The sequence below is a fragment of the Natrialba aegyptia DSM 13077 genome (genome assembly GCF_000337535.1).
GTDB classification, from domain to species: domain Archaea; phylum Halobacteriota; class Halobacteria; order Halobacteriales; family Natrialbaceae; genus Natrialba; species Natrialba aegyptia.
The window spans coordinates 209,249-234,696 of the sequence record NZ_AOIP01000031.1 but is presented as its reverse complement, the minus strand read 5'-3'; the positions used below and the strand labels follow the sequence as shown (position 1 = coordinate 234,696).

The following is a 25,448-nucleotide window of genomic DNA, read 5'->3' as shown; positions in this document are numbered from 1 at the left end:
CCTCACAACGGTTCGAAGCGCAACGAAATCGCGCCGAGTTAGTGCTGGTGGCCGGTCGCCTCCCCGAAGGTCACGCCGAAGCGCTCCTCGAAGAGTTCCATGATGCGTTCTTCCTGGGCGTCGAGTTCGGGATCGGTTTCCTCGCCGTGGTGGACGATGTGGTGGGCGCGGCTGGCGAACGAGAGCAGCGTTACGTCGCCGACCGTTTCGGCTGCGGTCTGGTCGCCCTCCGCGACGAGATCGAGGAGTCCGGCGGGGACTGTGACCTCGTCCGTGGTGTCGTCGTCGGCGCTGATCGAGATGGTCGTCGTCTCCACGTCGGTTGTATCTGCCATACTCATACGTCGAGGAGCGTCCGTAAAGGTGCTGTGGGATTCTGGTGCGTTTGCCGAGCGTTCATCCAGTAGCCCGCGATGTTTTTGCCCGCTGATGCCGTGCGTGGACATATGCCACAGATTGAACTCGACGAGGAAACGATCGAACGGTTGGACGAACTGCGCATCGAGGACGAGTCGAACGACGAGTTGATCATGGAACTCATCAACATCTACGAGACGAGCGAGTATACGCTGTTCCACGCGGGCGACTGAGACGGTCCGCTGTACCGATTTCCCGACGCAACCGCCGCGAGGCGGTTAGCGGTTGCGCCGGAACGGCTGACAGCAGTCCGTATGTCCGTATGAACGTTCGGGCGCGACGGTATCGGCGGACGGTGCACGTCCGGACGGGCGGTGGAACGACGACGGGATCAGAAAAACGACTGAGCGAGCAGTGAACGGGCCGTTAGCTATTCGTTTCGGTATCGTCCTCGCTCGTTACGACAGCGGCCTCACGAACGGACTCCCAGCGCCCCTTCGATTCGAGGTGGGACTGCAACTCGTCGGCGTAGGTCTGGGTCAACCGTTCGGCCGCCTCGCGTTTCTCGGCGTGATCGTTCGCGCCTCCGCCACCCATCCCGAGTGCGCCCTTGATCGAGTCGACGAGTCCCCCGGAACCCGAACCGCCGCTACCGCCGGCACCGGAGCCACCCGCCCCAGCCATCGCCCCCATCCCCGACTGGACGTTTTCGAGTTCGGGAATGATCTGTTCGAGCTTGTCCGTATCTGCGACGATCTGCGCCCGGTCTGGGTCGTCGGGGTGTTCGATCTCGAACTCCGTCGCGGTCATGATCAGACTCCACTGCTGGTTCGAGAATCGCGAACTCGCGATCTGCGAGGAGAACTCCTGATCGACGGCCATCCGCTCGCCGACGATGCGGTCGGTCCAGGACGTATTGCTCATGCGCGAGGGTTCGGACGGTAGTTGTATCAGCGTTTCCCTCCGATTTCGAGGGCGTTCAGTCGATTCGCTCGGCGGTGTCGGCGTACTGCGTCGCGAGCGTTGCGTAGTGGGTCGCCGTGGCCTCGAGTTCAGGATCGTCGACCTCGCCCTTCGGTTCGGCGGGCGTTCCGGCGACGAGCGTGGCTGGGGGAACGTCGGTTCCTTCGGTGACGACGCTACCGGCGGCAACGACAGCTCCCTCGCCGACGTGTGCGTCATCGAGAACGACCGCATTCATGCCGATCAGTGCGCCCTCGGCGACGGTGGCGTCGTGGACGATCGCGCTGTGGCCGACCGTGACGGCGGGTTCGAGTTCGGCTTCCTCGTGAAGGACGGCGTTATCCTGCACGTTCGCGCGTTCGCCGACGACGATCGTGCCGTGATCGCCGCGAAGCGTGGTGTTCGGCCAGACGCTCGCGTCGGCTTTGATGACGACATCGCCGATGACGACCGCGGTGTCATCGACGTAGGCCGAGTCAGCAACGCGCGGGGCCATCCCGTTGAACGAGCGTAACATGTGCGAGGGTGTCTCGCGAACGGTCTTGAATGTGTGTCTTGGTGACGGTATCCGCTCCAATGTAGTTTGGCATCACGGCTAAGATGGCGGCACGAGATGTATGAAATACAGCGGGCGAACTGGCCCCCACTGCCAGTGCACCGCTGCTGTGAGATCCCTGCCCTCCCGTTACGGGCCAAGTGGATTCACGACTCCCGCATACCCGGCACCCGGCACCCACCACCCACCACACCCACTCTACCCCTACCCGGCTTTTCGATGGCTGTAACCGATGTCCGCGTCCCGTAGAGCGTCGGCTTTGATACTATCGTCGATTCAGCGTCCGCCCATCTGCACGCAGCTACTCCTCCGAAAGGCGCTCCGACAGCCGATCGAACCGATCCTGTGTCCGCTCGCGTCGAACGTCCTCCTCGTCCTCGCGGTACTCGAGATCGACTACCGAGTTCACCTCATTGGTCGTCTCCTCGTTGGCCGTCTCGTCGACGGTCGCCTCGAAAACGGCCCCCTCGTGCCGACCGGCCGCCGGAATCCGGTCGACGGGAAGTGTGACTTCGGCGACGGGATCGCCGCCGTCTTCGAGCAGCAGGACGGCCGTTCCGCCGTCGACGAGTCGGTCAAGGACGGCGGTGTAGGTCGCTCGAGAGTTCATGGCTGGTGTGACGTAGGAACCGAGAGCCTATCAATCGGCGGTGTCGGCTGGAACCCGGCCGCGGTCGACCCGATCGCACCGGGTCCCGCCGCGGCGGACTGAACTCGCGTCGAGGCCGCATCAGGCCGGCGTTCGAGGGCCGCCTGCTCGTTCGCCTCGTGCTTCCGATCGAGCAACACCAACGGATCGGTCGAGGCTTCCGTCTCCGGCGTGACCGACTGCTCCTCGCCGTCGGTCCTGAGTACGACCGAGTCGTGGACGCCCGTCCAGTAGGTTTCGATACCCCGGTCGGCGAAGGCTTCGAGCACCTCGTCGTGCGGGTGCCCGTACTGCGAGTCGAGCGCGCTCGAGACGATCGCCGTGTCGGGGTCGACGGCGTCGAGGAACGGATCGGTCGAGGAGGTCGACGATCCGTGATGGCCCGCCTGGTAAACGTCGGCGTCGAGAACACCACCGTGTGCGTCGATCAACCGCGCTTCCGTCGCCTCCCCGATATCGCCGGTCGTCAGATAGCTGAACTCGCCGAACTCGACGGCGAGGACGACCGCATTTCGGTCGAGATCGTCACCAGAGTCACCCGCCGGCGGGTTCAACACGGTTATCTCGGTCGTCCCGTTTTCGAGCGGGAGCGTGTCGCCTTCGACGACCTCGAACAGGTCGACATCGTATTCCTCGATCGCGTCGAGATAGTTGTCGTACGTCGCGCTCGTGTGAGCGACTCCGGAGTCGTAGGCCGCGCCGACGCCGTCGCCGTTTTCCTCGAGGTGTTCGATGACGCCCGCGTGACCGCCGATGTGGTCGGAATGGGCGTGCGTCGCGACGAGGTGGTCGATACGGTCGATTCCGCGTTCATCGAGGTAATCGATGACGTCCCGACCGTCCGCCGGCCAGTCGCCCGTATCGATCAGCACGGTCTCGTTTTCGGGAGTGACCAGCAGCGTCGAATCCCCCTGCCCGACATCGATGTGATGGATCTCGAGTTCACCCTCGACGGCCGTCGGAGCGGTGTCCGAATCGCGCTCGCCGTCGTCCTGCTCTTGGTCGGTGTCGCCGAGACCGAAGCCACCGCCACAGCCTGCGAGCGTGACGATCGTAGCCACGGCGATCACTACCACCACTCGTTTCACGGGCCACCCAATGAGATCCAGTGACATGGGTATTTGGGGAAGTCACGCGGGCTGCGAATTCGAGTATCGGTGCCTGAAACGCCGTGCAACGAGCAACGACGGGTGACGACCGGCGGCCAGTTCCCACCGTTCACTTCGGACCCGCCGATCGACAAGGACAGACTCGGCTCACAAGTCGATCCGTGCTCAGAACGCGTCGCCCTCGAGACTCGCGTCCGCGTGCAGGCTCTCTTTCAGGGCGTCGTGGACCTTGCAGAGTTCGAACGCGCGCTCGATGATCTCCTCGCCCGTCTCGTCGTCGACCTCGGCCTCGACGCGAATATCGAACGTGATTGACTCGAGTTTGTCGTCGTCGTTGAGTTCGCCCTCCGAATCGATCTCGATCCGTCCGAGGTCCTCCACCCCGCGCTGTTGGCCGCCGACTCGCAGTGCGGGGACGTAACAGGACCCGTAGGCCGCGAGCAGCGATTCGAGCGTGTCGGGAGCCTCCTCGCCGTTCGAATCGATCGTCGTCTCGAACTCGCGGACCTCGTTCGTCGCGCTGTAGCCCTCTTCGGAGATCGTCGTCGCCTGTTTCGACATAGCACTCGTGCCATCCACAGCCGGCGCTGTAAACGTTGTTCTCGTACGCAGTAGCGTTCGATAGCGTGACAAAAGGAGCGCGAAGAAAGAAGAACGCGGTTACCCTTCGAGTTCGAACGGCTCGCCGGCCTCGAGCGCGTGAACGTCCGCGTCGCTGCCCGTCGCCCGGACTTCGCGCTCGAAGTCGTCCGTGTCCTGTTCGATCGGCGGGAAGGTATCGTAGTGCTGCGGGAAGGCGTGGTCGACGTCGAGCCAGTCGACGGCGACGGCGGCCTGCCACGGCCCCATCGTGAAGTGATCGCCGATCGGTACGGCGGCGGCGTCCGGTTCGAGATAGGGGCCGATGACCTCGCGCATCTCGGTCATGAGCGAGGTGTCGCCGGCGTGGTAGAACGTCGTCGATTCTGCATCCGAGACCTGCGTCGGCTTCGTATCCGAAATAACGAATCCGGCCGGCATCCCGCCGCTCGCATCATTTTCGGTCATGATCCCGTTCGTGTGATCGGCACGGACCATCGTCACGAACGCGTCTCCGCACTCGACGGTGCCCCCGAGGTTCATCCCCATCCCGCCGACCGCGTCCTCGAAGCCGAACTCGTCCTCGCAGTAGGAGACGAGTTCAGGTGTCGCGACGAGCGTCGCCTCGCTGAACTCGCCGGCGTGGGCGATGTGGTCGGCGTGGCCGTGGGTGAGAAGCACGTAGTCGGGCGTCTCGACGTCCGACGGCTCAAGATCGGTCTTCGGGTTGTCGAAGAACGGATCGATCAGTAGGTCGGTCTCACCGACGGTGACGTGCCAGGTCGAGTGACCGTGCCAGATGAGTTCCATAGCGTTCGGTTGGTTCGTCGTGAGCGACTTAAAGTTGGGTGGGGCAGGGCCCGCCGGCGGCGAGTGGTCGCCGGAACGGGTTCGAGCGAGTGCCCGAAGGCGACGGATACCCGAACGAATTGTGGCCCGGTGCCGGGCCGCGGTTCGATGCTGTGAACGATCACCAGTATTTATTCGTCACCGATCGAAATTATAACCGGCCGCACGCACGCTGACACACCCTGCATGCGGTTCGGCCCTCGGAGTGCTCCGCACGGTGCGGACCACGACTCGAAGCGGGCCGATGCGATCCGGCATCCGGAACCGATCCGGCGGGAACTGTCCGTGGTGGCCCCATTTTGGGGCGGCCTCGGTTCCGGTTTGTGTCCCACGATTGCACGGGGCTGACCGCGTTTTATCCCACGAGATGAACAGACTGGGACGAGTTCACCGGGCGACCGCAATGCCGTGGCGTTTTTTATCCGGCCCCCGTACGGAGGGTATGCTCTCACTGACGCTCGAGGACTTCATGGTAGAGCTCAACGACGGCGCGATCAAGAACGTCGGCCCCAACAACAAGGAAGCCACGATCAAACTGTTCGACGTCGAATCCGCCGAGGCCCGCGAGTTCGGCGACAAGCGCGTCAAACTCGTCTTCGACGACGCCGACGGCAACGAGATTCAGGTCTCGCTGTTCCCCGAAGACATCGAAGAACTCCTCGCCGATCTCGACGAACTCGAGGAGAACTCGGCGGTCTTCGAGTAGTGCGCTCGGTGTGCGGAATCGACGACAAAAATTGATTTTCGGCGGAATCGCCCGGACGTAGTATCCGAGTTCGGTGCGCTACTTCGGGGTGACTCTTGTCTCATCCGAACAGTGCTTGTGCTCGTACTCGTACTCGTAGTCGTACTAATGACGAACTACTGATCTTGAGCGATTTCGCACCCGTAGATCGGGGTTACTCCGTCGCCCGACTGTGGATCATAGTAGATGCTCAGACTTGCAGACGTTCCCTGGGAGCACTCTTCTGAATTAGCATGACGACCCTCTCGGGGAGCCCACGGGAATTGTGTGGGTTCACCGTCGTCAACGGCGACGGCAACCGACGCAGGGGAACCGTCGATGACCCTGTTTTCGTCGCCGTTCCAGGCTGGAAGATCGTATGTCCGATGGAAGAGCGTCTCACCGGCGTCGTTGGTTATGGTGACCGCAAAGACGTGGGATTCCTCGCTTCCGTTGAGCATATCCACGTAGTGGTGATCGGTTTCTTCACCGAGGACGGCCGAACAGCCGGCGACGGTTGCGCTGGCGGGGCTGTCGTCGAGGCGAGCAAGGACCGGCGAGTCACCATAACAATCACATACAGGAGAAAATATAAGTATTTTATTTATCAGTATATAAAAATCTCTGCCGAGCGAATAGCATTGTATTAGAGGGTGTCATAGAACGATCCGCATGGCGTTCTTTTCACCCAATCTGGAGCGAACTATCCGTTCACTACATTTGTGAATCGAACGCTAGTACTTCTATCATCTATTGGTGATGTTGGCAGATCCGTGCTGAATACACAGCGCAAACGCAGCACAAGATTCAGTTCGGTTTGAGAAGGTGGTAGTCGCTCAGTATAGGGTACTATCAGTGCACTGTGAAACGTACGAGGACTCTTTTACAGCACCATGGTGGTGACGCACATGGTTGCAACAACCCAAATTTTCTCGGTCTTCATCATCTTCGCACTCTCTCTACTAGTCATCCGGATCGGCTCAGTCGCGCTTCGGATGACCGGACTGTCGCCCGATGTCTCCACATTTCAGGCCGCATCGGCGTTCTCTGGGGCCGGTTTTACAACTGAAGAGGCCGAATTCGCGGTTTCCGAACCCATCAGACGATCCACTATCTTATGGTTAATTCGCATCGGGAGTATCGGTGTCGTGGGTGCACTCACGTCGCTTCTCCTGTCGTTCATCAACTCTGGTGGCGAAAATTCGCTTACGCTCGTCTACGTTCTTGGTGGCTTGCTTCTGATTATTGCCACCGCGAAGAGTCAGTTGCTTAATGAAGCCGTTACACCACTCATTGAACGGGTTCTCGAGAGGACGACAGACCTGGCGATCAACGACTATACCCGGATGCTCGGACTCCAAAGCGAGTATCAGGTCGCTGAAGTAGACGTGAACCAGGACGACTGGCTTTCGAACAATAGCGCCGACGAAATGAACCTCGCTGAAGAGGGTGTGCTCTTGCTCGGCCTTCGGCGAAATGGCGACTACATCGGTGCCCCAGGATCAGATACGGAGATACATCCTGGCGACACTGTCGTCCTATACGGAAAGGAAGGCAGGTTGCAGGAACTCTCTGACCGTGCCGAAGGCGATGTGGATGCTCACGAAGATGCGACTGAGGAACACAAAGATATACTTGACGAACAGGCTGAGCTTATCAACCAGTGAGCAGTTCGCGTGACCGGTACATTCACTTGATCAGCATGGAAACAAACGCTAATCGGCTGCTGCCTACAACCTCTATATTCAGCAGGTAGCTTTTGGCATAGTTCGGATAGATCGATAGCCGCTTCGGTAACTGCTTGCCCTGGACTTACCGTTTGTCGGGTAGTCACAGAGAGAGGGGATGAAAACTGTTCTATGACACCCTCTTGTATTACGGAATTGTGGTTCGAGTTCTATCTCGTCGGCGAGAGTGATCGCAGCGATCCTTCCCGACAGTCAGCGATAGATATAAGTCACTACCAGTTACCAATTAGAACGGAAGCCACAACGTGGGGTACGAAAGTGCCCCGGGTGCACCAACACCCAAGGCGTGGCTTCCAACCCGTGCGGTTTGAAGCCATGTTTGCGTACATTCTCACGGGATATAAACATCCCGCACGATTGACGAGTCGAATCGTCCGCGTACTGCCGTCTCTACCGTCCGAATTCGGCGGAGTCACGAGGTATCAGGAATGACCCGGAGTGACGACGACGGAGTCGGCGAACCGGATACCGAACCGACCGAAACCCGGACCGACGCACACGAGAACCCCGGTAACGCACACAAGAATCCGGGCGAAACGCACGAACACCCCGGTGACGCACACGAAAATCCCGATCGCGAGACCGACCACGAGTTCAGAACGTGCCCGCGATGCGGGGAGCCGATCACGCGAACGACGATGATCGGGCCGACGGACGCGGTTGCGGGGCCGTGTGGGTGTCGCGTTGCGCCGCCCGTACCCGACCGATCCGACGAGGCGTAACGCGAGCGCCGCGTGCAACGTCCCGTGGCCGTTGCACGCCCGTCGTCGGGTCGCGGCGGGATATCGGGTTCCGGTCGGTGTGCCCGGTGAGCGGAGACGATCGCCATCGGAGCCCTCACCGACCACCACCATCTACCACCATTCGAAACCCCGCATCGACCGGAATCCGGGCCGTAACTGCGACTCGAACGCTACTGCTCGCATTCTACAACCAACGGAGTCATTCGACCGGTTCCGGGCCGTCGATCGGACGAAGTTCGTTTTCGGCCTCGATGTCACGCTTGAACTCGTCCGGGTCGGACGCATTGTCGCGTGTTGTGCCATTTCTGCCTGTCCCTGTGTCCCTCCAGCGAGAGCAGCGGCCGAACGACGGGACGAGTTCAGAATCAGGAATCACCACGATCGGTCGGTACTGGCCGTTCTCCGGAGGATGAGCAACTGTACTGTCCCCGGCGGGCAGGCGGGAACAGGAGTGGACGAAACCGCTGCTGGTCACCCTGACAACCCGGACTCATTTCGACAACCGTTTTAGGACGAAACTGCTTGATACGAGTAGATGGGTAACTGTATCATCTGTGGTGTACCCGTTGACGGTGAAATCTGCGAGAGTCACGAGGAGGATGCTGTCTTCGAATTCGAAGGCACAGCCGCCTCCCAGCTCTCCCCCGGTCGGTACTACCGGGGCACCGTCGACGGCTACGCCGACTTCGGTGTCTTCATCGACATCGGATCACACGTTACTGGCCTGTTGCACAGAAGCGAACTCGACCAACGACTCGAAAGCCTCGACTGGGACCCCGGCGACGATGTCTATGTCCAAGTGCTCGACGTGCGGGACAACGGCAACGTCGATCTGGGCTGGTCGATCCGCCAGCGCGAACGCGAGTTCCGCGGCAAACTGATCGAGACGGCCGACGACGAGTTCCGTCCCGAGGAGTTCGAGGACGAGACCGGGAGCGGCACGCAGACCGATACCGGCGCGGACGCCGCCGAGACCACCGACGACTCGGCTGAGTCGAGCGATGACCAGCCGACGCCGGGGACGCCGAACGCGACGGATACCGTCGCCGGCGGCAGCGGCTCCGTTGCGACCGAGTCCGCGGCGGCCTCGGCTCCCGCGACCGACGCCGATGCGGAAACTGAAGCCGAAGAGACGGACGAGACGCTCGCTGCGGAGTCTGCAGACGAAGAGAGCGATGTCGACGAGGAACCGGCGCTCAAGCGAACCACCGTCGACGCCATCGAGAACCAGGTCGGCAGCGTCGTCCGACTCGAGGGTGAAATCACGGGTGCCCGCCAGACCAGCGGCCCGACGGTCTTCGAACTGCGCGACGAGACCGGCACCGTCGAGTGCGCCGCCTTCGAAGAAGCTGGCGTTCGTGCCTACCCCGACGTGACGGTCGACGACGTCGTCGCACTGGAAGGCGAAATCGAGCGCCACCACGGCGACCTGCAGGTCGAGACCGAAACCCTCGACCGACTCGACGGCGACGAGCGCGCGACCGTCACGGAGCGCCTCGAAACCGCACTCGAACGCGAGGCGAGCCCCGACGATGTCTCGCTGCTTGCCGACCACGACGCAGTCGCCGCCGTCGAAGACGGGCTCGTCGACGCCGCGACCGCGATCCGTCGCGCCGTCATGGAGGCCCGACCGATCGTCGTTCGCCACGCCGCCACCGCCGACGGCTACGTTGCCGGTGCCGCCATCGAGCGCGCCGTGCTCCCGCTTATCCGCGAGAAGCACACCCGCGACGACGCCGAATACCACTACTTCGAGCGCCGACCGCTCGACGGTCGCGTCTACGACATGGACGCTGCAACCGACGACGTCACCTCGATGCTCGAGGCCCGCGAACGCCACGGCGAGCAACTCCCGCTCGTCGTCCTCGTCGATGCCGGTTCGACCGTCGAATCCGTCGACGGTTACGACCTGCTCTCGCTGTACGACGCCGACGCACTCGTCATCGACGACAGCAACGCTGACGCGGCGATCACCGACGCCGTCTCGATCGCCGTCGCACCGTCGCTCGCGGACGCGGACGTTTCGGACGTGACCTCGACCGCACTCTCCGCAACCGTCGCCGCCCACGTCAACGACGACGTTCGCGCCGACCTCGAACACCTCCCCGCCGTCAGCTACTGGGAGAACACCCCCGAGGCCTACCGCGAACTCGCCGCCGACGCCGGCTACGACGAGACCGGCATCTCCGAGCGCCGCGAAGCCATCGCGCTCGAGGCCTACTACCAGTCCTACAAGGACAAACGCGAACTCGTCGCCGACCTCCTCTTCGGCGACGACGAGGAGACCGACCGGCCGGTCGACGGCGACCTCGCTGCCCACGTCTCCGAACAGTTCCGCGCGAAACTCGATACCGGTCTCGAAACCGCCCGGGAGAACCTGACGACCGAATCCGTCGACGGGATCAGCGTCGCCGTCCTCGATACGGCGGCGTTCACCCACCGCTACAACTTCCCGACGACAACGCTCCTGCTCGATGCGCTGCACCGACGCGAACGCGAGGACGACTCGTTCGTCACCCTCGGTCTCGGCGACGACGAACTCCACGTCCGCGCAACCGAGTCGCTGAACGTTCGCGACCTCGGCGACGCCATCGCCGAAGCAGCCCCCGACGCCGGCGTCCACGTCGTCGGCGGCCAGGACGGTCATATCGAGTTCCTCCCCGGCGAGCGCGACGCCGTTCGCCAGGCGGCACTCGACGCACTCGACGCAACGCTCGCGTAACACTACGTCGACCGCCAGACGGCGCGTCACAACGCAGTCTCGTCCTCCGGACACTATCGGCCGATAGCGACGGCGTCGCGGTGCCGTTCGGCGACGAATCGGACCGACGGCGAGCGGACCCGCACGCAACAGAACGGCACAGCGTTACGCATCTGAACTCGAGTCGTCGGCGGTTTCGGACTGCTCGAGTTCACCTCTCTGTTCACCGTCGTCTTCACTCGTCGACTCGTCGGGCCAGACGACGCTGTCCTCGAAGGGAACGCCGCTGCGGTGTGCGGAGCGGGCGATCATGTGTGCGCCGGTCGGGACGGTCAGGAAGAGGAATGCGATGCCGATGAGCGAGGTGAGGCCTTCGTTTCCGGGGCCGAAGGAGACGAAGCCGGCGAGGAAGATTGCGGCGGTGCCGAGCGTCGTGGGCTTGCTCGTTGCGTGCATGCGGTTGTAGACGTTCGGGAGGCGGAGCAGTCCGATCGTGCCGACGGTGAGGAAGAAGACGCCGACGACGATCAGGGCGATGATGAGTGCGGATCGGATCATTCGATGATCTCGCCCTCCGTGACGAATTTGGCGACGGCGACCGTGGCGATAAAGCCGATGATGGCGAGGACGAGACTCACCGTAATGAAGAGCCCGCGGCCGGTTTGAAGTGCGAACAGGACGGCAATTGCGACGACGTTCGTGGCGATAGCGTCCAGTGCGACGACGCGGTCGGGCGTCGTCGGTCCCTGAACGACGCGATAGCCACAGAGCAGACAGAGTCCGCTGACGAGGATCAGTGCTGTACGAACGGTCCATTCGAGGACGGCTGGATCGTCACTCATCCTCGTCGGCCTCCGTCTGGCTGTGCTGGTCGTCGGAGTTCGGCTCTCCGTTGGGCATTCCGTTGTGATGGTCGTCTTCGCCTCGGTCGTGGTGGGTTCGTTCGCGTGCAGCGTTCGTGTCGTCGTCCTCGCGTCCGGTGATGATTGCGGGTGGCGGATCGGACGGAGACAGTTCCTCGTCGAACATCTCCAGTGCATAGGTTTCCCAGGTTCTGATGGGGGCGGCGATCGATTCGGGATCGCGACCGTCGATCGCGTGGACGTACAGCGCGTTTTCGTCCGGGTCGTGATCCAGGGCGACGGTGCCTGGCGTGAGGGTGATACTGTTGGCGATGAGCGTGATTCCGGCGACGGTCTGGACGCGAAGCGGGACCAGGATTACTTCGGGTTCGATCTTCACCCGGGGAGAGAGAACTCGGTAGGCGACATCGAGGTTTGCACGGACGAGTTCCCACGAGAAGGCCGCGAGGTAGCGGCCGGCGTACGGTGAGGCGTGGCCCAGCCGACCGAGATCGGTGTACTTTCCGTACAGACGCCGGAAGAGGAACGCGATCGGGAGGCCGACGACGATGCCGGCGAGGAACTGTCCGACGAGCGCTGCGGGTGCGAGTTCGATGCCGCGGACGAAGATCCAGAGCACGGCGAAGACGATGCCGGCGACGGGCCAGGTGCGGACGGTCATGGGGTGTCACCTCCATTACTGGTGTTGATCGTTCCAGTTCCGGGTTCCGTTTCAGGTTCAGTACCCATTCCAGTTTCGCCTCCGCCTCCACCTTCGCCTGCGCCTGCACCCGCGTCCACATTGCCGCCGTCCGCGCCGGAGACCGTCTGGTTCGGATCGACGGCGTCGATATAGCCGTCGGTATCGAGGGCGGCCGTCGCGGCGGCGTCCGCGAATCGGTAGATCGGCTCGAATCCGATGCCGACGGCGACGATCGTCACGGCGAGCGCGAGGAGAACGGCCACCTGAACCGGGTCGGTAACCGCGTCGTCGACCGCGGGTGTTCGTTGTCCCCAGAAGCTTCGGTTCCAGGCCCGCGTTACGTACGCGATCGTCAACAGCGAGCCGGCGAGGAGGAGCACGAGCACCGACATCGATCCCGCCTGGGCGGCGGCGTCGAAGACGAGGAATTTACCGAAAAAGCCCGATAGCGGGGGGATGCCGACGAGCGCGAGCGAGCCGATGAAAAACGCCCCGGCGAGGGGTGGCGAACGGCTTGCCAGGCCGCCGAGGTCGGCGAGACGGCTCGTTCCGGTCGCCGTTCGGACCGCCCCGACCGCGAGAAAGAGCATGCCCTTCGCCAGGGCGTGATTGAGGGCGTACACCAGTGCGGCGACGATCGCAATGTGGCGAACGTCTGGAACTGTCGTCGTTGCGGCGATCGCGACCGGAACCGCGATGAAGCCGACCTGGCCGATGCTCGAGTACGCGAGGACGCCCTCGAGGGAGTCTCGGCCGACGGCACCGAGTCCGCCGACGAGGATGCTTGCGGTGCCCATGACGAACAGGACGGCACCGATGAACGCGAGCGGCGAGTCGCCCGCGAGTATCGTGCCGACGGCCGGAATGGCGAGGTCGACACCGATCTGGGCGTCCGCGAAGACGGTGAACGAGAGCCGAATGATAGCATAGATGCCGACCTTCTTGGTCGCGCCCGCGAGTAGTGCGGTGATCGGAGGCGGAGCGGCCCGATAGGCGGTCGGGATCCAGAACTGGAAGGGGACGAGCCCCGCTTTGATCGCGAACACCGACAGGAGGAGGCCGAGGAGGCCGACGACCGGGCCAGGATCGATTCCGTACGCCGCGGGCGCGGCGAGTCGACGCGCGAGATCGGCCATGTTGAGCGTCCCCGTCGTCGCGTAGATGCCGCCGACGCCGAGCAGGAAGACGGCGCTGGCGAGCAGGTTGAGCGCGACGTACCAGAACGCGGCGCGGGTGTGCTGGGGGCCGCCGTAGTAGGCGACGAAAATGTAACTCACCATCAACATCACCTCGAACCAGACGAACAGGTTGAACAGATCGCCCGTAAGGAACGCGCCGGTGACGCCGAGCGCCAGGAAGTGAAACAGCGGAAAGTAGTAGCTGCGCCGGTCGAGTTCAGGGAGGACTCGGATCGAGAAGACGAGCGAGGCGACGCCGATCACGCCGACCATCGTCAGCATAAACGCCGAGAGTCCGTCGGCGACGAGCGTGATTCCGAAGGGGGCCGGAAGCCCGCCGACCTGATAGGTTGCAGCGCCCGGTGCGTCGGGCGCGAGAACGACGTACCAGTCGATCGCTGCGACGGCGACGAGGTAGGCCGCGCCGCCCGCGAGGCTGACGCCCGCTCGGGCGCGGGGGCGAGTTCCGAGGAGCAACGTGCCGACGGCTGCGACGAGGACGATCAGCATGGGAGCGATCACCAGCGTCGATTCCGCGCCGGGAGACAGCGTCTGTAGCGCCATCCCGTTCACTCGCGATCACCCAGTTCGGAGGCGTCGAGCGTGTCGTGTTCCTCGTAGACGCGGTAGGAGAGCACGAGCGCGAAGGCGGTCATGCCAAAGCCGATGACGATGGCCGTGAGGACGAGTGCTTGCACGACCGGATCGGTCGTCTCGGGGACGCCCTCGCCGTGGCCGGCGAGGATCGGGACGGTCTCGAAGCCGCCGAGTTCGATCCCACCCATCGCCAGCAGGTAGACGTTTGCCGCCTGGCTGACGATGGCGAGTCCCCAGACGACGCGGATCAGGTCGCGTCGAAGGAGGAGGAACGTCCCGAGTGCAAACAGTGCGCCGACGACGAGCGCGAGGACGAACGCACTCATTCGGCACCCACCACCGAAATAATCGTCAGCAGGCCGCCGACGACGACGCAGTAGACCCCCAGATCGAACGCCAGCGCGCTCGCGATTTCGAGGTGATGGTAGAGCGGCACGCCCTCGAGAACGATGTACGACTGCGACAGGAAGGGGTGATCGAGCGCAAGCGGGACTAGCCCGCTGACGACGGCGATCGCGAGGCCGACCGTAAACAGCCGGCGGTAGGCGACGACGACGCGATCGCGCGAGGGTGTCTTTCCGGGATCGACATCGCGGCCGAGGACGCCCCGTTCCAAGAAATCGAGGCCGAACGCGATGTAGACGATCACGAACGCGGTCGACGTGAGGACGCCGGCGATGAAGCCGCCACCGGGGAGGTTGTGCCCCTCGATAAGCAGCGAGATGGCGACGATCAGAACGATTGGGACGACGATGCGAGCTGTCGTTCGCATGATGACGGTCGTCATTCGGATTCACCTCGGGTCTCGTGGCTTTCGTGCGATTCGTTCGCACTCCCGCCCTCCGCATCCTCGATTGCGACTGAACTCTCGTCACCGCGTGAGCGCATGACGATGAGCGTGAGGATCGAAATCGCGGCGACGGCGATCACGACGAGTTCACCGAGCGTGTCGAAGCTGCGAAAGTCGACCAGGATCACGTTGACGATGTTCTGTCCGCCGCCCTCGGGAACGGCGTGTTCGGTGTAGTAGCGCGCGATCGCGCTCTCGCCGGCGGGTCGGGCGTCGGTCGTGAGGAGGACGGTGATGAACGCGGTTGCGCCGACCAGGACGGAGAGGGCGGCGTCCCGAGCGACCCTGCCGAGACTGACTTCGTAGTACTCCGGGATCTCTTCGACGACGAGCAGGAAGATCACCAGCACGAGCGTTTCGACGACGAGTTGGGTCAGTGCGAGGTCGGGCGCGCTGGCGAGGATGTAGAAGATGGCGATCATGAATCCGAGGATCGAGAGCGTGAGGATGCCGGCGACGTGCGAGTCGGCGGTGACGACCGCGAGGCCCGCGACGACTGCGAGGGAGAGGACGAGTGCGGCCGCAATCGGAACGTCGAGACCGGTGAGGGAAGCGGGGTCGAACCCGACGGGAGGGACGGCGGCATCGGTCGCGACGAAGCCGGCAAGTGCGAGAACGCAGGTGGCGGTGAGCGTCCAGGTCGCGTACGTCCGGAGCAGGCCGTTGTGAACGCGTGATGCGAGCCACGCGCCGTCGTCGGTGAGACGCTCGGTGATCGCGTCGTACCACCAGTTCGCGCCGATCGGCGGGACCGCTCGGGGGATCGATCGGATGCTGCGGTGAATGGAGTCGTAGAACGGGTACGCGAGGACGCCGCTACCGATCGCGACGGCGCTCATCCCGACGGCCGGCGAATATGACGTCGGGAGCCCGACGTGCATCTCGTGGGCCCCGGGATCGACGGCGGTCGCGTCGACGCCGGCCTGCACGATCGCCCGAACCGCGAGTTCGGGATCGATGCTGACGACGGCCGTCAGTGCGGCCAGGACGGCGGGGGAGACGAGCAGTATAACCGGCGGCCGATGAACGTGGTCGAGCGAGTCGGGTTGGCGGCCGAAGAAGAGCGCGAGGAATCGAAGCGAGTACAGGACGGTGAAGATGCTTCCGAAGACGGCGACGGCCGGGTAGAGCCAGTCGAGCGGGCCGAGGTCGTGGTGGTGGCTCGCTTCGACGGTCGCCTCGAAGAGGAGTTCCTTCGAGTAGAAGCCGCTGAACGGCGGGATACCGCCCATACTGAGGGCGACGATAGCGGTGAGAAATGCCGTCACGGGGAGGTCGTGTCGGAGTCCGCCGAGTTCATCGAGACGCCGCGTCCCCGTCTCGTGAGCGATGATACCGGCGATCAGGAACAGGGCGGCCTTGAAGAGCGCGTGGTTGAACAGGTGGAAGACGCCGGTTTCCGCGCCGAGGATCGAGGTGAATCCGAAGCCGGCGATCATGAGCCCGAGGTGACTCGCCGTCGAGTAGGCGAGCAGTTCTTTGATGTCCGTCGCGGCGACGGCGAGAAGGGCGCAGATCGTCATCGTCGCTAAGCCGAGCGTTGCGAACAGCACCACCCACTCGAGGCTCGCAAACAGCGGGCGAACGCGGCCGACGAAGTAGACGCCGACTTTGACCATCGTCGCGGAGTGGAGAAAGGCCGAAACGGGCGTGGGCGCGGCCATCGCGTTGGGGAGCCAGAAGTGAAGCGGCACCTGTGCGGATTTGGTTGCCGCGCCGACTGCGAGTAGCCCCAGCACCGGAACGAACAGGCCCGCCTCCCGCAGCGCGGTCTGCATCTCGTCGGGTCGGTCGAGCATCGCGGCGAGGTCGAAGGCGGACGTTCCGGGACCGACGATGTCACCCGCGACGAACGCGAGCAGGAGAAAGCCGACGAGCACGAACAGCCCGCCGCCGACCGTCACGAGCATCGCCATTCGGGCGGCGTACTGCGAGGACGCGTCGTCGGTGTGAAAGCCGATCAGCACGAACGAACAGAGGCTGGTGAGTTCCCAGAAGAGGAAGATTGCGATGAGGTCGGCGGCGAGTGCGATTCCGATGATCGAGCCCATGAACGCGAGCAGTGCAGCGTAGTATCTGGCGAGTCCGGACTCGCCGTGCATGTACGCCGGCGAGTACAAGAATACGAGCGCGCCGATGCCGCTCGCGAGGAGTGCGAACAACAACGCCCAGCCGTCGACGTAAAACCGGAGCGCGACCTCGAGCGACGGAATCCAGGCCAGTTCGACGGTTCCCTCGGAGCCGTACTGCGTTCCGAGGAGGGCGAAACAGAACGCGGCGACCGCCGCCCCGGCATAGCCCGTCTTCTCGCCGAGCGATCGGATCAGCAGCGGCGTCACACCCGCAACTGCAAACGGCGCTGTGACTACGGCGAGCACGACCGACAGCTCCGGGGGCATTCAGTCTGTTTTGACTACCAGCAGCGCCAACTTAACGATTCACCCGGAATTCGCGGTTTTCGACCGACGTCAGGGGCGCGCTCGCGAACGATTCGATCCGGATTGACCCACACCAATCGGAGCATCCCGCACCCGAGGGAGCTATTGCCATCTCAACCACGCGGCTTATCCCGCATCGTCCGCTTGCTCTCCCATGAGTGTCATCGCCGAGTTCACGATCCCAGCGGGTGCGTTCGCGCTCGGGGAAACGTTCGACCGGGTTCCCGACGTGACGATCGAGGTCGAACGGCTCGCGACGCACAGCCGAGAGTGGGTCATGCCGTTTCTGTGGTTCACGAACGCCGAAATCGACCCCATCACGACGGCACTGGCAGCTGACCAGAGCATCGTCGGGTACGAGTTCCTCGACAGCGAGGACGGCATCGGCTATTTCAACGTTCACTGGGACGAGGCGGTCCAAGAGCGGGTCGACGAGATCGTCGATCAACACGGCATCGTTCAGGAGGCGACCGCGGTGGATGGCCACTGGTTTTTCAAACTCAAGTTCGTGGATCAGGCGTCTCTCGAGGAGTTCCACCAGTACTTTCAGCGCAAGGAGTACGCGTTCGAACTGCAACGGATCTACGACGGGTCCGCACCGAAAGAACGCGAGTACGACCTGACGAGCGCCCAACGCGCAGTTCTCGTTACGGCGCTCGAAATGGGGTACTTCGACGTGCCCCGCGACGCCCAGATCGGCGATCTCGCAGTCGAACTCGACATCTCCACGAACGCGGTTTCGGAACGCCTTCGCCGAGCAACCAAGAACTTGACGGAAAACACGCTGGTCGTCTCCTCGGAGCAAGCAAAACGCGAAATCGACGACGCAGACTGAGCGCCCCGTTATAAGCAGCCTCGAACTCACAGCGGTATTCGTTTCCACGTTCTAACCGATAGTACTGCTATGTCGAAGGAGTCGTCACCGAACTCGTCGGGTGATGCCGAGGACCACGAATCAGGAACACAGAAGGTTGCTGCCGTCTGTTCGGAATGCGGAACGGCCTACGCGGCCGAAAAATGGCCCGACGGCAAGATTCTTCTGATCGGGCAGCGGACCGGCTGTCAGTGCGGCGCGACATCGTTCGTCGAACTCGACGACGAAGACGAGGAATTTCCGCCACAGCCGAACGCAGAGTGACGGCCGCGAGCGAGCGGTAGCGAGTCCGACACGCTTATTCGCGCCGCCCGATGAACGGTGGATAGTGAGTACCGAGACGCCCGACCGCGAGCCGACCGAAACCGAGGCGTTCGAGCGAGTCTGCGAGACGCTCGTCGAGCGGATTCTCGCAGGCGACGTCGAACGCGACGAAGTCGAGAAGGCCAAACTCGAGGCCTGTTCGGAGCACTCCGCACCGAAGGTTCCGAAGAACTCGGAACTCCTCGATTACGCGCCAAAAGAGCACCGCGAGGACCTCGAAACGGTGCTTCAGCGCAAACCCGTCCGCACCGCCTCTGGCGTCTCGCCGGTCGCGATCATGACCTCTCCCGAGCGCTGCCCGCACGGGAAGTGTCTCTACTGCCCCGGCGGCCCCGACTCGGAGTTCTCTTCGTCCCAGAGCTACACCGGCAACGAACCCGCCGCCGCCCGCGGCGTGCAGAACGACTACGATCCCTACGGCCAGGTGACGCTGCGCCTCGAACAGCTCCGCGAAATCGGCCACCCGATCGACAAGGTCGAACTCATCCTGATGGGCGGGACGATGACCGCCCGGAGCCACGATTACCAGGAGTGGTTCGTCAAGCGCGCCCTGGAAGCGATGAACGACTACGACGTCGACAAGGAGCCCGAACCCGCGGAGGGCGAAAGCTTCGCCGAGGACCCCGCCGAGTACGAGTTCAAGTATTTAGAAGACGTGATCGCCGAGAACGAGACGGGAGACGTTCGGAACATCGGGACGACGTTCGAGACCAAGCCCGACTGGTGCGATCCCGAGCAGATCGACCGGATGCTCGATCTGGGCGGCACGAAAGTCGAGGTCGGGGTGCAGACGACCTACGAGCGGATCAACCGCGAGATGCACCGCGGCCACGGCGTGCAGGCCTCGATCGAGGCCAACCAGCGCCTGCGCGATTCGGCGTTCAAGGTCGGCTTCCACATGATGCCCGGCCAGCCGGGCATGAGCAAGGAGATGTGTCTGGAGGACTTCCGCCGGCTCTTCGAGCAGGACCAATGGAAACCCGACTACCTGAAGATCTACCCGACGCTGATCGTCCGCGGCACGGCGACCTACGACTGGTGGCACGAGGGCGAGTACGAGCCGCTCGACAACGACGAGGCCGCCGAACTGGTCGCCGAGATCAAGGACATGATCCCGCGCTACACGCGGCTCCAGCGCGTCCAGCGGGATATCCCGGCGGACTACATCGACGCGGGCGTCTGGAAGTCGAACCTCCGCCAGTTAGCCCGAAAGCGAATGGACGACCACGACTGGAACTGCGAGTGCATCCGCTGTCGGGAGGTCGGCATGAACGACGCCGAGCCGAACGAGGTCGACCTCGACGTGATGACCTACGACGCCTGCGGCGGCACGGAGCACTTCATCTCCTTCGAGGACTTCGACCAGGATCTGCTGATCGGCTTCTGTCGGCTCCGGTTCCCGAACGACCCCGTTCGGCCGGAACTCGAAAACACTGCCCTCATTCGCGAACTCCACGTCTACGGCTCCGAAGTTACGATGGGTGAGGCAGGCGAGTCGGACCAGCACCAACACCAGGGCTACGGTCGCCGCCTGATGAACCGCGCGGAAGAACTCGCGGCCGACGCGGGCTACGACAAGGTCAGCGTCATCTCGGGTATCGGCGCGCGGGAGTACTACCGGAACAAGCTGGGTTATCACCAGGACGGCCCGTACGTAAGCAAGCGCCTATAACGGCCGCTGCGAACGCTATTTTGACTGACTCATCGGTTTGGTACCGGTGTCCGAGACCGTCCGGTTACTGCTTCGTTTCGCACCAGTGAGGACACGGCACGTCGCAGCAGCATCCCGCAAGAACGCCGGTACTCACCCCTCCGTTCGCGTCAAGTAACAGTAGATATAAGACACCACACATCAACGATTAGAACGGAAGCCACAACGGGCAGACGCAAAATGCCCCGGGTGCGGACACACCCGAGACGTGGCTTCCAAACCCCGTGGAGGGTTTGCAGCCATGTTCGGATTCATTCTACCGGGACATAAACATCCCGCACGACCGACGTATCGCTCGCTTCGAGTCTCATCGCCATCGCTCACGGAGACAGTCACCATCGCGACTGCCCGCCGGAGGCGACGATGAGGGATGAGAACCCGAAGTCGATCGACGAACCGACCGGTCCCTCGTTGCCCGACTGTCCGCTCTGCGGCCAGGCGGTCGTGACCGTGACGATCCTCGGTCCGACGACGGCAGTTGCCGCTCCCTGCGGCTGTCGCGCGCCGCCGGAAGTCGTGCTCGTCGACCCGGCCGTTGCCTCGGCTGGCGACACCGGGGATGCGCCAACGAATACGGACGCCGACACGGGCGGAGGGTAACGTCGCGAAAAAGAACGGAACCCGCGCTACGATCGGTGCTCCCGAGACTACTGGACGAAAATCGGCGAACGCTCGATCGCGTCCCGCGAACCGTCGCTCGTGGGAGTCGTTCGAGTACGTTCGATGAGTCAAAGGTTTTCTCCGGCAGTATGGACCGAGACGTGCGGATTACTCGTCTCGCTCCGCTATCGCATCGTCGAACGCCGCCTTCGCCCGCCGCCCGCCCGATTTCACGTAATCGATGTCGACGCCGGCCAAGACGAAGTCGAAGCCGCGATCGACCCACCGTTCGATCTCCTCGTCCTCGAACGCCAGCGTCGCGACCGGCTTGTCGACTTCGTGGCCCGCTTCGAGGATCCGATCGACGGCCGCGAGGAACTCGTCGCTCTCGGTCTCGCCGAAGCGCCCGAGCGCGGCCGAGAGATCCGCCGGGCCGACGAACAGCCCGTCGAGGCCGTCGACGGCGACGATTTCCTCTACGTTTTCGAGGCCGGATTCGGTCTCGGTCTGGGCGATCGTGACGAGTTCATCGTTCGCCCGGTCGACGTACTCGGGAAACGCCAGTCCGAACTCGTTGGCGCGGCCGAAGCCGACGCCGCGGACGCCGTCGGGCGGGTAGCGGGTCGCCTCGACGAGTGCGCGCGCGTCCTCGGGCGTGTCGATCATCGGTGCCATCACGCCGTCGACGCCCGCGTCGAGGACGCGCTTGATCTCCGTCGAATCGTTCTCCGAGAGTCGGACGATGGTTCCGGTATCGGTTTGGGTCTCGGATTCGTCGGCCCCCGCGGCGTCTGCCGCGTCGACCGCACGCGCGATTTCCGTGACCGTCTCGATCGAGTTCGTCGAGTGCTCGCCGTCGATGACGACGGCGTCGAACTCGAGGTGGGCGCTGATCTCGCCGATCGCCGGATCGCTCAGTGCGACCCAGGTACCGACGAGTCGCTCGCGATTGCGGAGGTTCGAGACGAACGTCATGGCGAAGCGTTGGCCGATCAGCGAGAAAAGGTCACCGGTGGCGGAAACGGGCGGTTCGACCGCGGCCGCTTAGAACCCGAGTTCGTCGTCGATCAACACGAGTTGCGTGCGGTCGTCGACCCGCTCGTACTCGAGGGAGACGAGTTTGCCGACGAGGCTGCCCTGGTCGTAGACCTCCCGTGCGCGGGCGTCCTCGAGCGGGAGCGCGAACTCGCGGACGCGCTCGACGGCCGTCTCCCAGTCCGGTTCGATCTTGTTCGTCCCCGCGACGAGGACGAGCGATTCGGCCCCGAACGGCCAGGCCCCGACGGCGTTCCCGAGCGCGTTCGCGCCGACGAGTTCGCCGCTTTCCGCGACAGCGTTGACGCCGTCGAAGAAGACGTCGGCGGTGGTCGCCTCGCGGCGGCGGGTCGAGCGCTCGTCGTCGTCCTCGATTTCGGCGAGTGCGTTGCCGACGTAGTCGAAGCCGTCGGCTTCCTCGAGGGTATCGGCGAAGCCGATCTCTTCTAGGGTCGTCGAGTGGCCGTCCATTACCGCCGCACCGTCGGGGATTTGATCGGCGAGGAACTCCCGGGCTGCGTCCCCGTCATCGAATACGTCGACCGCAATGTTTCGATCCTCGACGTTCGAGACGACCGTTTCGAGCGTCTCCTCGTCCGGTCGGTCGTCGAACCGCTCCTCGTCGATGTCGAGTTCGTCGTCGAAGTCGTCTTTCGTGTGATAGTCAGAGGCCATGGTCGGTGACGTGACAACGGTTGGGAGTCGATCCGGATCAACGCCCGGCCTGAATACGACTACGGCCTGCGGGATGGCCGCGCCGGCTCCGCACTTCTGACCGCGCTCAGATCCCTCTCAGACTGTGCACAGCCCCCTCTCAGACCGCGAGTACTGTATCCACGATCAGCATCAGCGCGAAGCCGAGGATGAACGCCGCCGTCGCGGTGTCGGCGTAGCCGTGGCCGTGGCTCGAGGGCACGAGTTCGCGGAAGACGACGGCGATCATCGCGCCCGCGGCGAAGCCGGCGGAGACCGGGAAGAGCCCGGAGACGACCGTGACGAGCGAGAAACCGACGGCCGCAGCGATCGGTTCCGGGATTCCGCCGGAAAGGGTCGTATAGAGGATCGTTCGACCGCGAGAGACGCCCGCCCGGACTGCGGGAACCGCCATCGCGAACCCGTCGGGAACGTTCTGGACGGCGATGGCGGCCGCGATGGCGAAGCCGACGGCGGACTCGCCGCTCGCGAACGCGATGCCGACCGCGAGACCCTCGGGGACGTTGTGGATCGTCACGGCCCCGCCGACGAGCGTCGCCCGGCGCAACCCGTCGCCCGTGAACTCGACGGGACCGCGTTCGCCCGCTCCCGGCGCGTTCACCGCCGGCTCGGCGTCGAGCGAGCGAGCCAGCAGTGCGGTCCCCTCGAGACGCTTGCTGCCTCGAAATCGCAGATGGAGGTGCGGGAGCGCGGCGTTCCCGACGAGCAGGAACGCGCCCCCGGCGACGATTCCGACGACGACCTCGAGCGGCGTTCCGAACTCGAGACCGGGGAGGACGAGCGCGAAGACGGCCGCGCCGACCATGATCCCGGCGGCGAGTCCCAGCGCGCCGTCGTAGAGCCGGTGGCTCACCCGCTCTGTTAGTAACAGCGGGAGCGCCCCGACGCCGGTGAGTCCGCCCGCAACGGCAGCGACGAGAACGACTTCCGCGAGCGAGACCATACCGTTCGTTCGCCGTCGAGGCAAAAATGACTATCCGGGTCGCCGGCGTGTACCGCCCGACTTCGGCCGCGGACAGCGGCAGATGACACGGGGGCGTCCGGCGTTGGATAACTCGATTGTACCACCAACATATAATACCGCGCAACCACCGAACTCGTCTATGGCATTCAGCGACCACCTCCTCGACGCCGGCGCGGACATCTGGGACGCACAGAAGCGCCATCCGTTCGTCACCGAACTCGCCGCCGGCACGCTCGAGGAAGCCTCGTTTCGCCACTGGGTGAAACAGGACTACCGGTACCTGCTCGATTACGCGCGCCTGTTCTCGATCGCCGGGACGAAAGCGCGCGACGAGGCGACGATGACCCACCTTCTCGGCGTCGCTCACAACGTGCTGGAGCACGAACTCGACCTCCACCGCGAGTTCGCCGCGGACTACGGGATTTCGAGCGCCGAACTCGAGTCGGTCGAGAAGGCCCCGACCTGCGTCGCCTACACGAACTTCCTCGTTCGGACGGCCTACGAGGGCTCGCTCGCGGAAATCGCAGGTGCACTCTATCCGTGCATGCAGGGCTACCTCGACGTGGCCGAGCACATGGCCGAGCTCGCCGACGAGGAGCACCGCTACACCCCGTTCATCGAGATGTACACCGGCGAGGAGTTCCGCGAGGCGACGGCGTGGTGTCGCGAGTTCGTCGATCGCTGCGGCGAGCGTTATCCCGGCGAACGCGAGGCAATGTGCGAGGCGTTCCTGACGAGCGCGAAGTTGGAGTACCGGTTCTGGGAGATGGCCTATACGCGGGAAGGGTGGGAGCTGTGACCGGCGGTCGCGTGAGCTGAGAGAGCGAGCGAGACGATAGGCGTCGGCGTCTGTGTCAATCGATCGTGATCTCGAGTTCGAGCAGGCCCAGATACGAGGGCGCGTTCCCGCTCGTTCTGAACTCGGTGGGCGTCGAGTCGACGAGCTGGTAGAACTCGGTTTGGGTCGCGGGGTGCATCGTCGAGCCGTCTTCGCGCTGGAGGAACGCCGGCGCGTCCGTCTGGCGAATGTACTCGACCTGTTCCTGCCAGTCCTCGCCGCTGTGCAGGAAGATGCCAAAGGAGAACCTCCCGGCGGCCACAGCGTCTTGTTTCGTCTCGAAGTGTTCCGCGTCCTCGACGCGGTACTCCTCGTCGCTGAGCCAGGCGAGAGCGGCGACTTCGGGCGTCTGGAGGAGATACACGTCCCAGGAGAGCGTCTTGTCGAAGACGGCCCAGGTGTTTCGCGGCCCGACGGAGTTCACCTCGACGCTGAAGGCGGGCCGGCCCCGCGAGCCGGTCGGTTCGTGGACGAAGGTTGCGTCGTGTCCGGGAACGCGAATGCCGCGGTCGTGGTAGACGACGCCGTCGGCCTCGACGGCGAGGTCGTTGCGCTCGGCGAGTTCGTCGACGAGTTCGAGGACGGGGATGCCGCCGGCGTCCTCGAGCCGGTCGAGAACCGGCGGGAGTTCGAGGATGGCCTGCCAGGTGCGCTGGTCTTCCGGCGCGCTCATAGCTGCGGGCTGCCTCCGGTTTCGGGTGGGATGGAATCGACGGACGCGACGGTAGTTGCCCTGCGCGTGCCGCAGGTGGCGGTACGCCTCCGGTTTCCGACGGACGGCGGTTCGACGCCGGTGAGGGGG

Annotated in this window: 29 protein-coding genes; 11 read left to right on the top strand and 18 right to left on the bottom strand. The window is 63.8% G+C overall.

Annotated elements, in window-relative coordinates:
- Window positions 1-38: 38 nt before the first annotated feature.
- Window positions 39-335 (bottom strand): DUF7545 family protein, encoded by a 297-nt coding sequence (locus tag C480_RS12275; protein ID WP_006665936.1) that lies wholly within the window; start codon window positions 333-335, stop codon window positions 39-41.
- A 111-nt stretch (window positions 336-446) separates the two neighbouring features.
- Between C480_RS12275 and C480_RS23830 the strand changes: the two genes are divergently transcribed.
- Entirely contained in the window at window positions 447-590 is a 144-nt protein-coding gene (locus C480_RS23830) for a DUF7557 family protein (RefSeq protein WP_006665935.1), read from the top strand.
- A 193-nt stretch (window positions 591-783) separates the two neighbouring features.
- Here C480_RS23830 and C480_RS12270 read toward each other — a convergent pair whose 3' ends face one another.
- The 6 genes from C480_RS12270 to C480_RS12245 all read right to left on the bottom strand — a co-directional run bounded on the left by C480_RS12270 (window position 784) and on the right by C480_RS12245 (window position 5,023).
- Complete coding sequence (locus C480_RS12270) at window positions 784-1,281, bottom strand: DUF5799 family protein (protein ID WP_006665934.1); 498 nt, start codon at window positions 1,279-1,281, stop codon at window positions 784-786.
- 55 nt (window positions 1,282-1,336) lie between these two features.
- Window positions 1,337-1,837, bottom strand: a complete 501-nt coding sequence (locus C480_RS12265; RefSeq protein WP_006665933.1) for a gamma carbonic anhydrase family protein — start codon at window positions 1,835-1,837, stop codon at window positions 1,337-1,339.
- 340 nt (window positions 1,838-2,177) lie between these two features.
- Entirely contained in the window at window positions 2,178-2,486 is a 309-nt protein-coding gene (locus tag C480_RS12260; RefSeq protein ID WP_006665932.1) for a DUF3006 domain-containing protein, read from the bottom strand.
- Window positions 2,483-3,640: a ComEC/Rec2 family competence protein gene (locus C480_RS12255; RefSeq protein WP_083873376.1), complete on the bottom strand. Its 1,158-nt coding sequence runs from the start codon at window positions 3,638-3,640 to the stop codon at window positions 2,483-2,485. The genes C480_RS12260 and C480_RS12255 overlap by 4 nt, the downstream gene beginning before the upstream one ends.
- A 159-nt stretch (window positions 3,641-3,799) precedes the next feature.
- Complete coding sequence (locus C480_RS12250) at window positions 3,800-4,195, bottom strand: OsmC family protein (protein ID WP_006665930.1); 396 nt, start codon at window positions 4,193-4,195, stop codon at window positions 3,800-3,802.
- Between the two features lie 99 nt (window positions 4,196-4,294).
- Window positions 4,295-5,023, bottom strand: a complete 729-nt coding sequence (locus tag C480_RS12245) for a metal-dependent hydrolase (protein ID WP_006665929.1) — start codon at window positions 5,021-5,023, stop codon at window positions 4,295-4,297.
- 481 nt (window positions 5,024-5,504) lie between these two features.
- Between C480_RS12245 and C480_RS12240 the strand changes: the two genes are divergently transcribed.
- From C480_RS12240 to C480_RS12220, 5 genes are all read left to right on the top strand, one after another.
- On the top strand, window positions 5,505-5,768 hold the full coding sequence (locus C480_RS12240) for a hypothetical protein (protein ID WP_006665928.1): 264 nt from the start codon (window positions 5,505-5,507) through the stop codon (window positions 5,766-5,768).
- A gap of 272 nt (window positions 5,769-6,040) precedes the next feature.
- Window positions 6,041-6,436, top strand: a complete 396-nt coding sequence (locus C480_RS12235; protein WP_049903631.1) for a hypothetical protein — start codon at window positions 6,041-6,043, stop codon at window positions 6,434-6,436.
- Between the two features lie 258 nt (window positions 6,437-6,694).
- Complete coding sequence (locus tag C480_RS12230) at window positions 6,695-7,453, top strand: TrkA C-terminal domain-containing protein (RefSeq protein WP_049903699.1); 759 nt, start codon at window positions 6,695-6,697, stop codon at window positions 7,451-7,453.
- A gap of 509 nt (window positions 7,454-7,962) precedes the next feature.
- Window positions 7,963-8,256: a hypothetical protein gene (locus C480_RS12225; protein ID WP_006665925.1), complete on the top strand. Its 294-nt coding sequence runs from the start codon at window positions 7,963-7,965 to the stop codon at window positions 8,254-8,256.
- Window positions 8,257-8,812: 556 nt separating this feature from the next.
- Window positions 8,813-10,999: a DHH family phosphoesterase gene (locus C480_RS12220; protein ID WP_006665924.1), complete on the top strand. Its 2,187-nt coding sequence runs from the start codon at window positions 8,813-8,815 to the stop codon at window positions 10,997-10,999.
- Between the two features lie 144 nt (window positions 11,000-11,143).
- Here C480_RS12220 and mnhG read toward each other — a convergent pair whose 3' ends face one another.
- From mnhG to mbhE, 7 genes are read right to left on the bottom strand one after another with little or no spacing between them, the layout of a single operon-like run.
- A complete protein-coding gene (gene mnhG, locus C480_RS12215) occupies window positions 11,144-11,536 on the bottom strand; it encodes a monovalent cation/H(+) antiporter subunit G (RefSeq protein ID WP_006665923.1) in 393 nt (130 codons plus the stop codon).
- A complete protein-coding gene (locus C480_RS12210) occupies window positions 11,533-11,820 on the bottom strand; it encodes a monovalent cation/H+ antiporter complex subunit F (RefSeq protein WP_006108165.1) in 288 nt (95 codons plus the stop codon). Before C480_RS12210 ends, mnhG begins: the two co-directional genes overlap by 4 nt.
- Window positions 11,813-12,502 carry a Na+/H+ antiporter subunit E gene (locus C480_RS12205; RefSeq protein WP_006665922.1) on the bottom strand — a complete coding sequence of 230 codons (690 nt, stop codon included), beginning with the start codon at window positions 12,500-12,502 and terminating at the stop codon, window positions 11,813-11,815. The genes C480_RS12210 and C480_RS12205 overlap by 8 nt, the downstream gene beginning before the upstream one ends.
- Entirely contained in the window at window positions 12,499-14,265 is a 1,767-nt protein-coding gene (locus C480_RS12200) for a Na+/H+ antiporter subunit D (RefSeq protein ID WP_006665921.1), read from the bottom strand. Before C480_RS12200 ends, C480_RS12205 begins: the two co-directional genes overlap by 4 nt.
- Before the next feature lie 5 nt (window positions 14,266-14,270).
- Window positions 14,271-14,624: a sodium:proton antiporter gene (locus C480_RS12195; RefSeq protein ID WP_006665920.1), complete on the bottom strand. Its 354-nt coding sequence runs from the start codon at window positions 14,622-14,624 to the stop codon at window positions 14,271-14,273.
- Window positions 14,621-15,085 carry an MnhB domain-containing protein gene (locus tag C480_RS12190; protein WP_006665919.1) on the bottom strand — a complete coding sequence of 155 codons (465 nt, stop codon included), beginning with the start codon at window positions 15,083-15,085 and terminating at the stop codon, window positions 14,621-14,623. The genes C480_RS12195 and C480_RS12190 overlap by 4 nt, the downstream gene beginning before the upstream one ends.
- On the bottom strand, window positions 15,082-17,547 hold the full coding sequence (gene mbhE / locus C480_RS12185) for a hydrogen gas-evolving membrane-bound hydrogenase subunit E (RefSeq protein ID WP_006665918.1): 2,466 nt from the start codon (window positions 17,545-17,547) through the stop codon (window positions 15,082-15,084). Before mbhE ends, C480_RS12190 begins: the two co-directional genes overlap by 4 nt.
- A gap of 193 nt (window positions 17,548-17,740) precedes the next feature.
- Between mbhE and C480_RS12180 the strand changes: the two genes are divergently transcribed.
- The 4 genes from C480_RS12180 to C480_RS23645 all read left to right on the top strand — a co-directional run bounded on the left by C480_RS12180 (window position 17,741) and on the right by C480_RS23645 (window position 21,095).
- Window positions 17,741-18,421, top strand: a complete 681-nt coding sequence (locus C480_RS12180; protein ID WP_006665917.1) for a helix-turn-helix domain-containing protein — start codon at window positions 17,741-17,743, stop codon at window positions 18,419-18,421.
- Between the two features lie 69 nt (window positions 18,422-18,490).
- The gene (locus C480_RS12175) at window positions 18,491-18,724 is read left to right on the top strand and encodes a hypothetical protein (RefSeq protein ID WP_006665916.1); all 234 of its coding nucleotides are present in this window, start codon (window positions 18,491-18,493) and stop codon (window positions 18,722-18,724) included.
- A 64-nt stretch (window positions 18,725-18,788) separates the two neighbouring features.
- Entirely contained in the window at window positions 18,789-20,456 is a 1,668-nt protein-coding gene (locus tag C480_RS12170) for a tRNA uridine(34) 5-carboxymethylaminomethyl modification radical SAM/GNAT enzyme Elp3 (RefSeq protein WP_006665915.1), read from the top strand.
- A gap of 402 nt (window positions 20,457-20,858) precedes the next feature.
- The gene (locus C480_RS23645) at window positions 20,859-21,095 is read left to right on the top strand and encodes a hypothetical protein (RefSeq protein ID WP_006665914.1); all 237 of its coding nucleotides are present in this window, start codon (window positions 20,859-20,861) and stop codon (window positions 21,093-21,095) included.
- Window positions 21,096-21,263: 168 nt separating this feature from the next.
- Here C480_RS23645 and C480_RS12160 read toward each other — a convergent pair whose 3' ends face one another.
- From C480_RS12160 to C480_RS12150, 3 genes are all read right to left on the bottom strand, one after another.
- On the bottom strand, window positions 21,264-22,070 hold the full coding sequence (locus tag C480_RS12160; protein ID WP_006665913.1) for an HpcH/HpaI aldolase family protein: 807 nt from the start codon (window positions 22,068-22,070) through the stop codon (window positions 21,264-21,266).
- A gap of 69 nt (window positions 22,071-22,139) precedes the next feature.
- A complete protein-coding gene (locus C480_RS12155) occupies window positions 22,140-22,805 on the bottom strand; it encodes a lactate utilization protein (RefSeq protein ID WP_006665912.1) in 666 nt (221 codons plus the stop codon).
- A gap of 139 nt (window positions 22,806-22,944) precedes the next feature.
- Window positions 22,945-23,787 (bottom strand): ZIP family metal transporter, encoded by an 843-nt coding sequence (locus tag C480_RS12150; RefSeq protein ID WP_006665911.1) that lies wholly within the window; start codon window positions 23,785-23,787, stop codon window positions 22,945-22,947.
- Window positions 23,788-23,947: 160 nt separating this feature from the next.
- Here C480_RS12150 and tenA point away from each other — a divergent pair, with 160 nt between their 5' ends.
- Window positions 23,948-24,607 carry a thiaminase II gene (gene tenA / locus C480_RS12145; protein WP_006665910.1) on the top strand — a complete coding sequence of 220 codons (660 nt, stop codon included), beginning with the start codon at window positions 23,948-23,950 and terminating at the stop codon, window positions 24,605-24,607.
- A 55-nt stretch (window positions 24,608-24,662) separates the two neighbouring features.
- On the opposite strand, the gene C480_RS12140 is transcribed toward tenA, so the two are convergent.
- A complete protein-coding gene (locus C480_RS12140; RefSeq protein WP_006665909.1) occupies window positions 24,663-25,319 on the bottom strand; it encodes a hypothetical protein in 657 nt (218 codons plus the stop codon).
- Window positions 25,320-25,448 lie beyond the last annotated feature (129 nt).

Coding starts and splice junctions, on each gene's coding strand:
- C480_RS12270 (WP_006665934.1), bottom strand. CDS start 1,281: ATGAGCAATACGTCCTGGACCGACCGCATCGTCGGCGAGCGGATGGCC.
- C480_RS12140 (WP_006665909.1), bottom strand. CDS start 25,319: ATGAGCGCGCCGGAAGACCAGCGCACCTGGCAGGCCATCCTCGAACTC.
- C480_RS12195 (WP_006665920.1), bottom strand. CDS start 14,624: ATGAGTGCGTTCGTCCTCGCGCTCGTCGTCGGCGCACTGTTTGCACTC.
- tenA (WP_006665910.1), top strand. CDS start 23,948: ATGGCATTCAGCGACCACCTCCTCGACGCCGGCGCGGACATCTGGGAC.
- C480_RS12225 (WP_006665925.1), top strand. CDS start 7,963: ATGACCCGGAGTGACGACGACGGAGTCGGCGAACCGGATACCGAACCG.
- mnhG (WP_006665923.1), bottom strand. CDS start 11,536: ATGATCCGATCCGCACTCATCATCGCCCTGATCGTCGTCGGCGTCTTC.
- C480_RS12260 (WP_006665932.1), bottom strand. CDS start 2,486: ATGAACTCTCGAGCGACCTACACCGCCGTCCTTGACCGACTCGTCGAC.
- C480_RS12210 (WP_006108165.1), bottom strand. CDS start 11,820: ATGAGTGACGATCCAGCCGTCCTCGAATGGACCGTTCGTACAGCACTG.
- C480_RS12250 (WP_006665930.1), bottom strand. CDS start 4,195: ATGTCGAAACAGGCGACGACGATCTCCGAAGAGGGCTACAGCGCGACG.
- C480_RS12160 (WP_006665913.1), bottom strand. CDS start 22,070: ATGACGTTCGTCTCGAACCTCCGCAATCGCGAGCGACTCGTCGGTACC.
- C480_RS12190 (WP_006665919.1), bottom strand. CDS start 15,085: ATGACGACCGTCATCATGCGAACGACAGCTCGCATCGTCGTCCCAATC.
- C480_RS12255 (WP_083873376.1), bottom strand. CDS start 3,640: ATGTCACTGGATCTCATTGGGTGGCCCGTGAAACGAGTGGTGGTAGTG.
- C480_RS12205 (WP_006665922.1), bottom strand. CDS start 12,502: ATGACCGTCCGCACCTGGCCCGTCGCCGGCATCGTCTTCGCCGTGCTC.
- mbhE (WP_006665918.1), bottom strand. CDS start 17,547: ATGCCCCCGGAGCTGTCGGTCGTGCTCGCCGTAGTCACAGCGCCGTTT.
- C480_RS12240 (WP_006665928.1), top strand. CDS start 5,505: ATGCTCTCACTGACGCTCGAGGACTTCATGGTAGAGCTCAACGACGGC.
- C480_RS12155 (WP_006665912.1), bottom strand. CDS start 22,805: ATGGCCTCTGACTATCACACGAAAGACGACTTCGACGACGAACTCGAC.
- C480_RS12175 (WP_006665916.1), top strand. CDS start 18,491: ATGTCGAAGGAGTCGTCACCGAACTCGTCGGGTGATGCCGAGGACCAC.
- C480_RS23645 (WP_006665914.1), top strand. CDS start 20,859: ATGAGGGATGAGAACCCGAAGTCGATCGACGAACCGACCGGTCCCTCG.
- C480_RS12220 (WP_006665924.1), top strand. CDS start 8,813: ATGGGTAACTGTATCATCTGTGGTGTACCCGTTGACGGTGAAATCTGC.
- C480_RS12265 (WP_006665933.1), bottom strand. CDS start 1,837: ATGTTACGCTCGTTCAACGGGATGGCCCCGCGCGTTGCTGACTCGGCC.
- C480_RS12245 (WP_006665929.1), bottom strand. CDS start 5,023: ATGGAACTCATCTGGCACGGTCACTCGACCTGGCACGTCACCGTCGGT.
- C480_RS23830 (WP_006665935.1), top strand. CDS start 447: ATGCCACAGATTGAACTCGACGAGGAAACGATCGAACGGTTGGACGAA.
- C480_RS12180 (WP_006665917.1), top strand. CDS start 17,741: ATGAGTGTCATCGCCGAGTTCACGATCCCAGCGGGTGCGTTCGCGCTC.
- C480_RS12235 (WP_049903631.1), top strand. CDS start 6,041: ATGACGACCCTCTCGGGGAGCCCACGGGAATTGTGTGGGTTCACCGTC.
- C480_RS12150 (WP_006665911.1), bottom strand. CDS start 23,787: ATGGTCTCGCTCGCGGAAGTCGTTCTCGTCGCTGCCGTTGCGGGCGGA.
- C480_RS12230 (WP_049903699.1), top strand. CDS start 6,695: ATGGTTGCAACAACCCAAATTTTCTCGGTCTTCATCATCTTCGCACTC.
- C480_RS12200 (WP_006665921.1), bottom strand. CDS start 14,265: ATGGCGCTACAGACGCTGTCTCCCGGCGCGGAATCGACGCTGGTGATC.
- C480_RS12275 (WP_006665936.1), bottom strand. CDS start 335: ATGGCAGATACAACCGACGTGGAGACGACGACCATCTCGATCAGCGCC.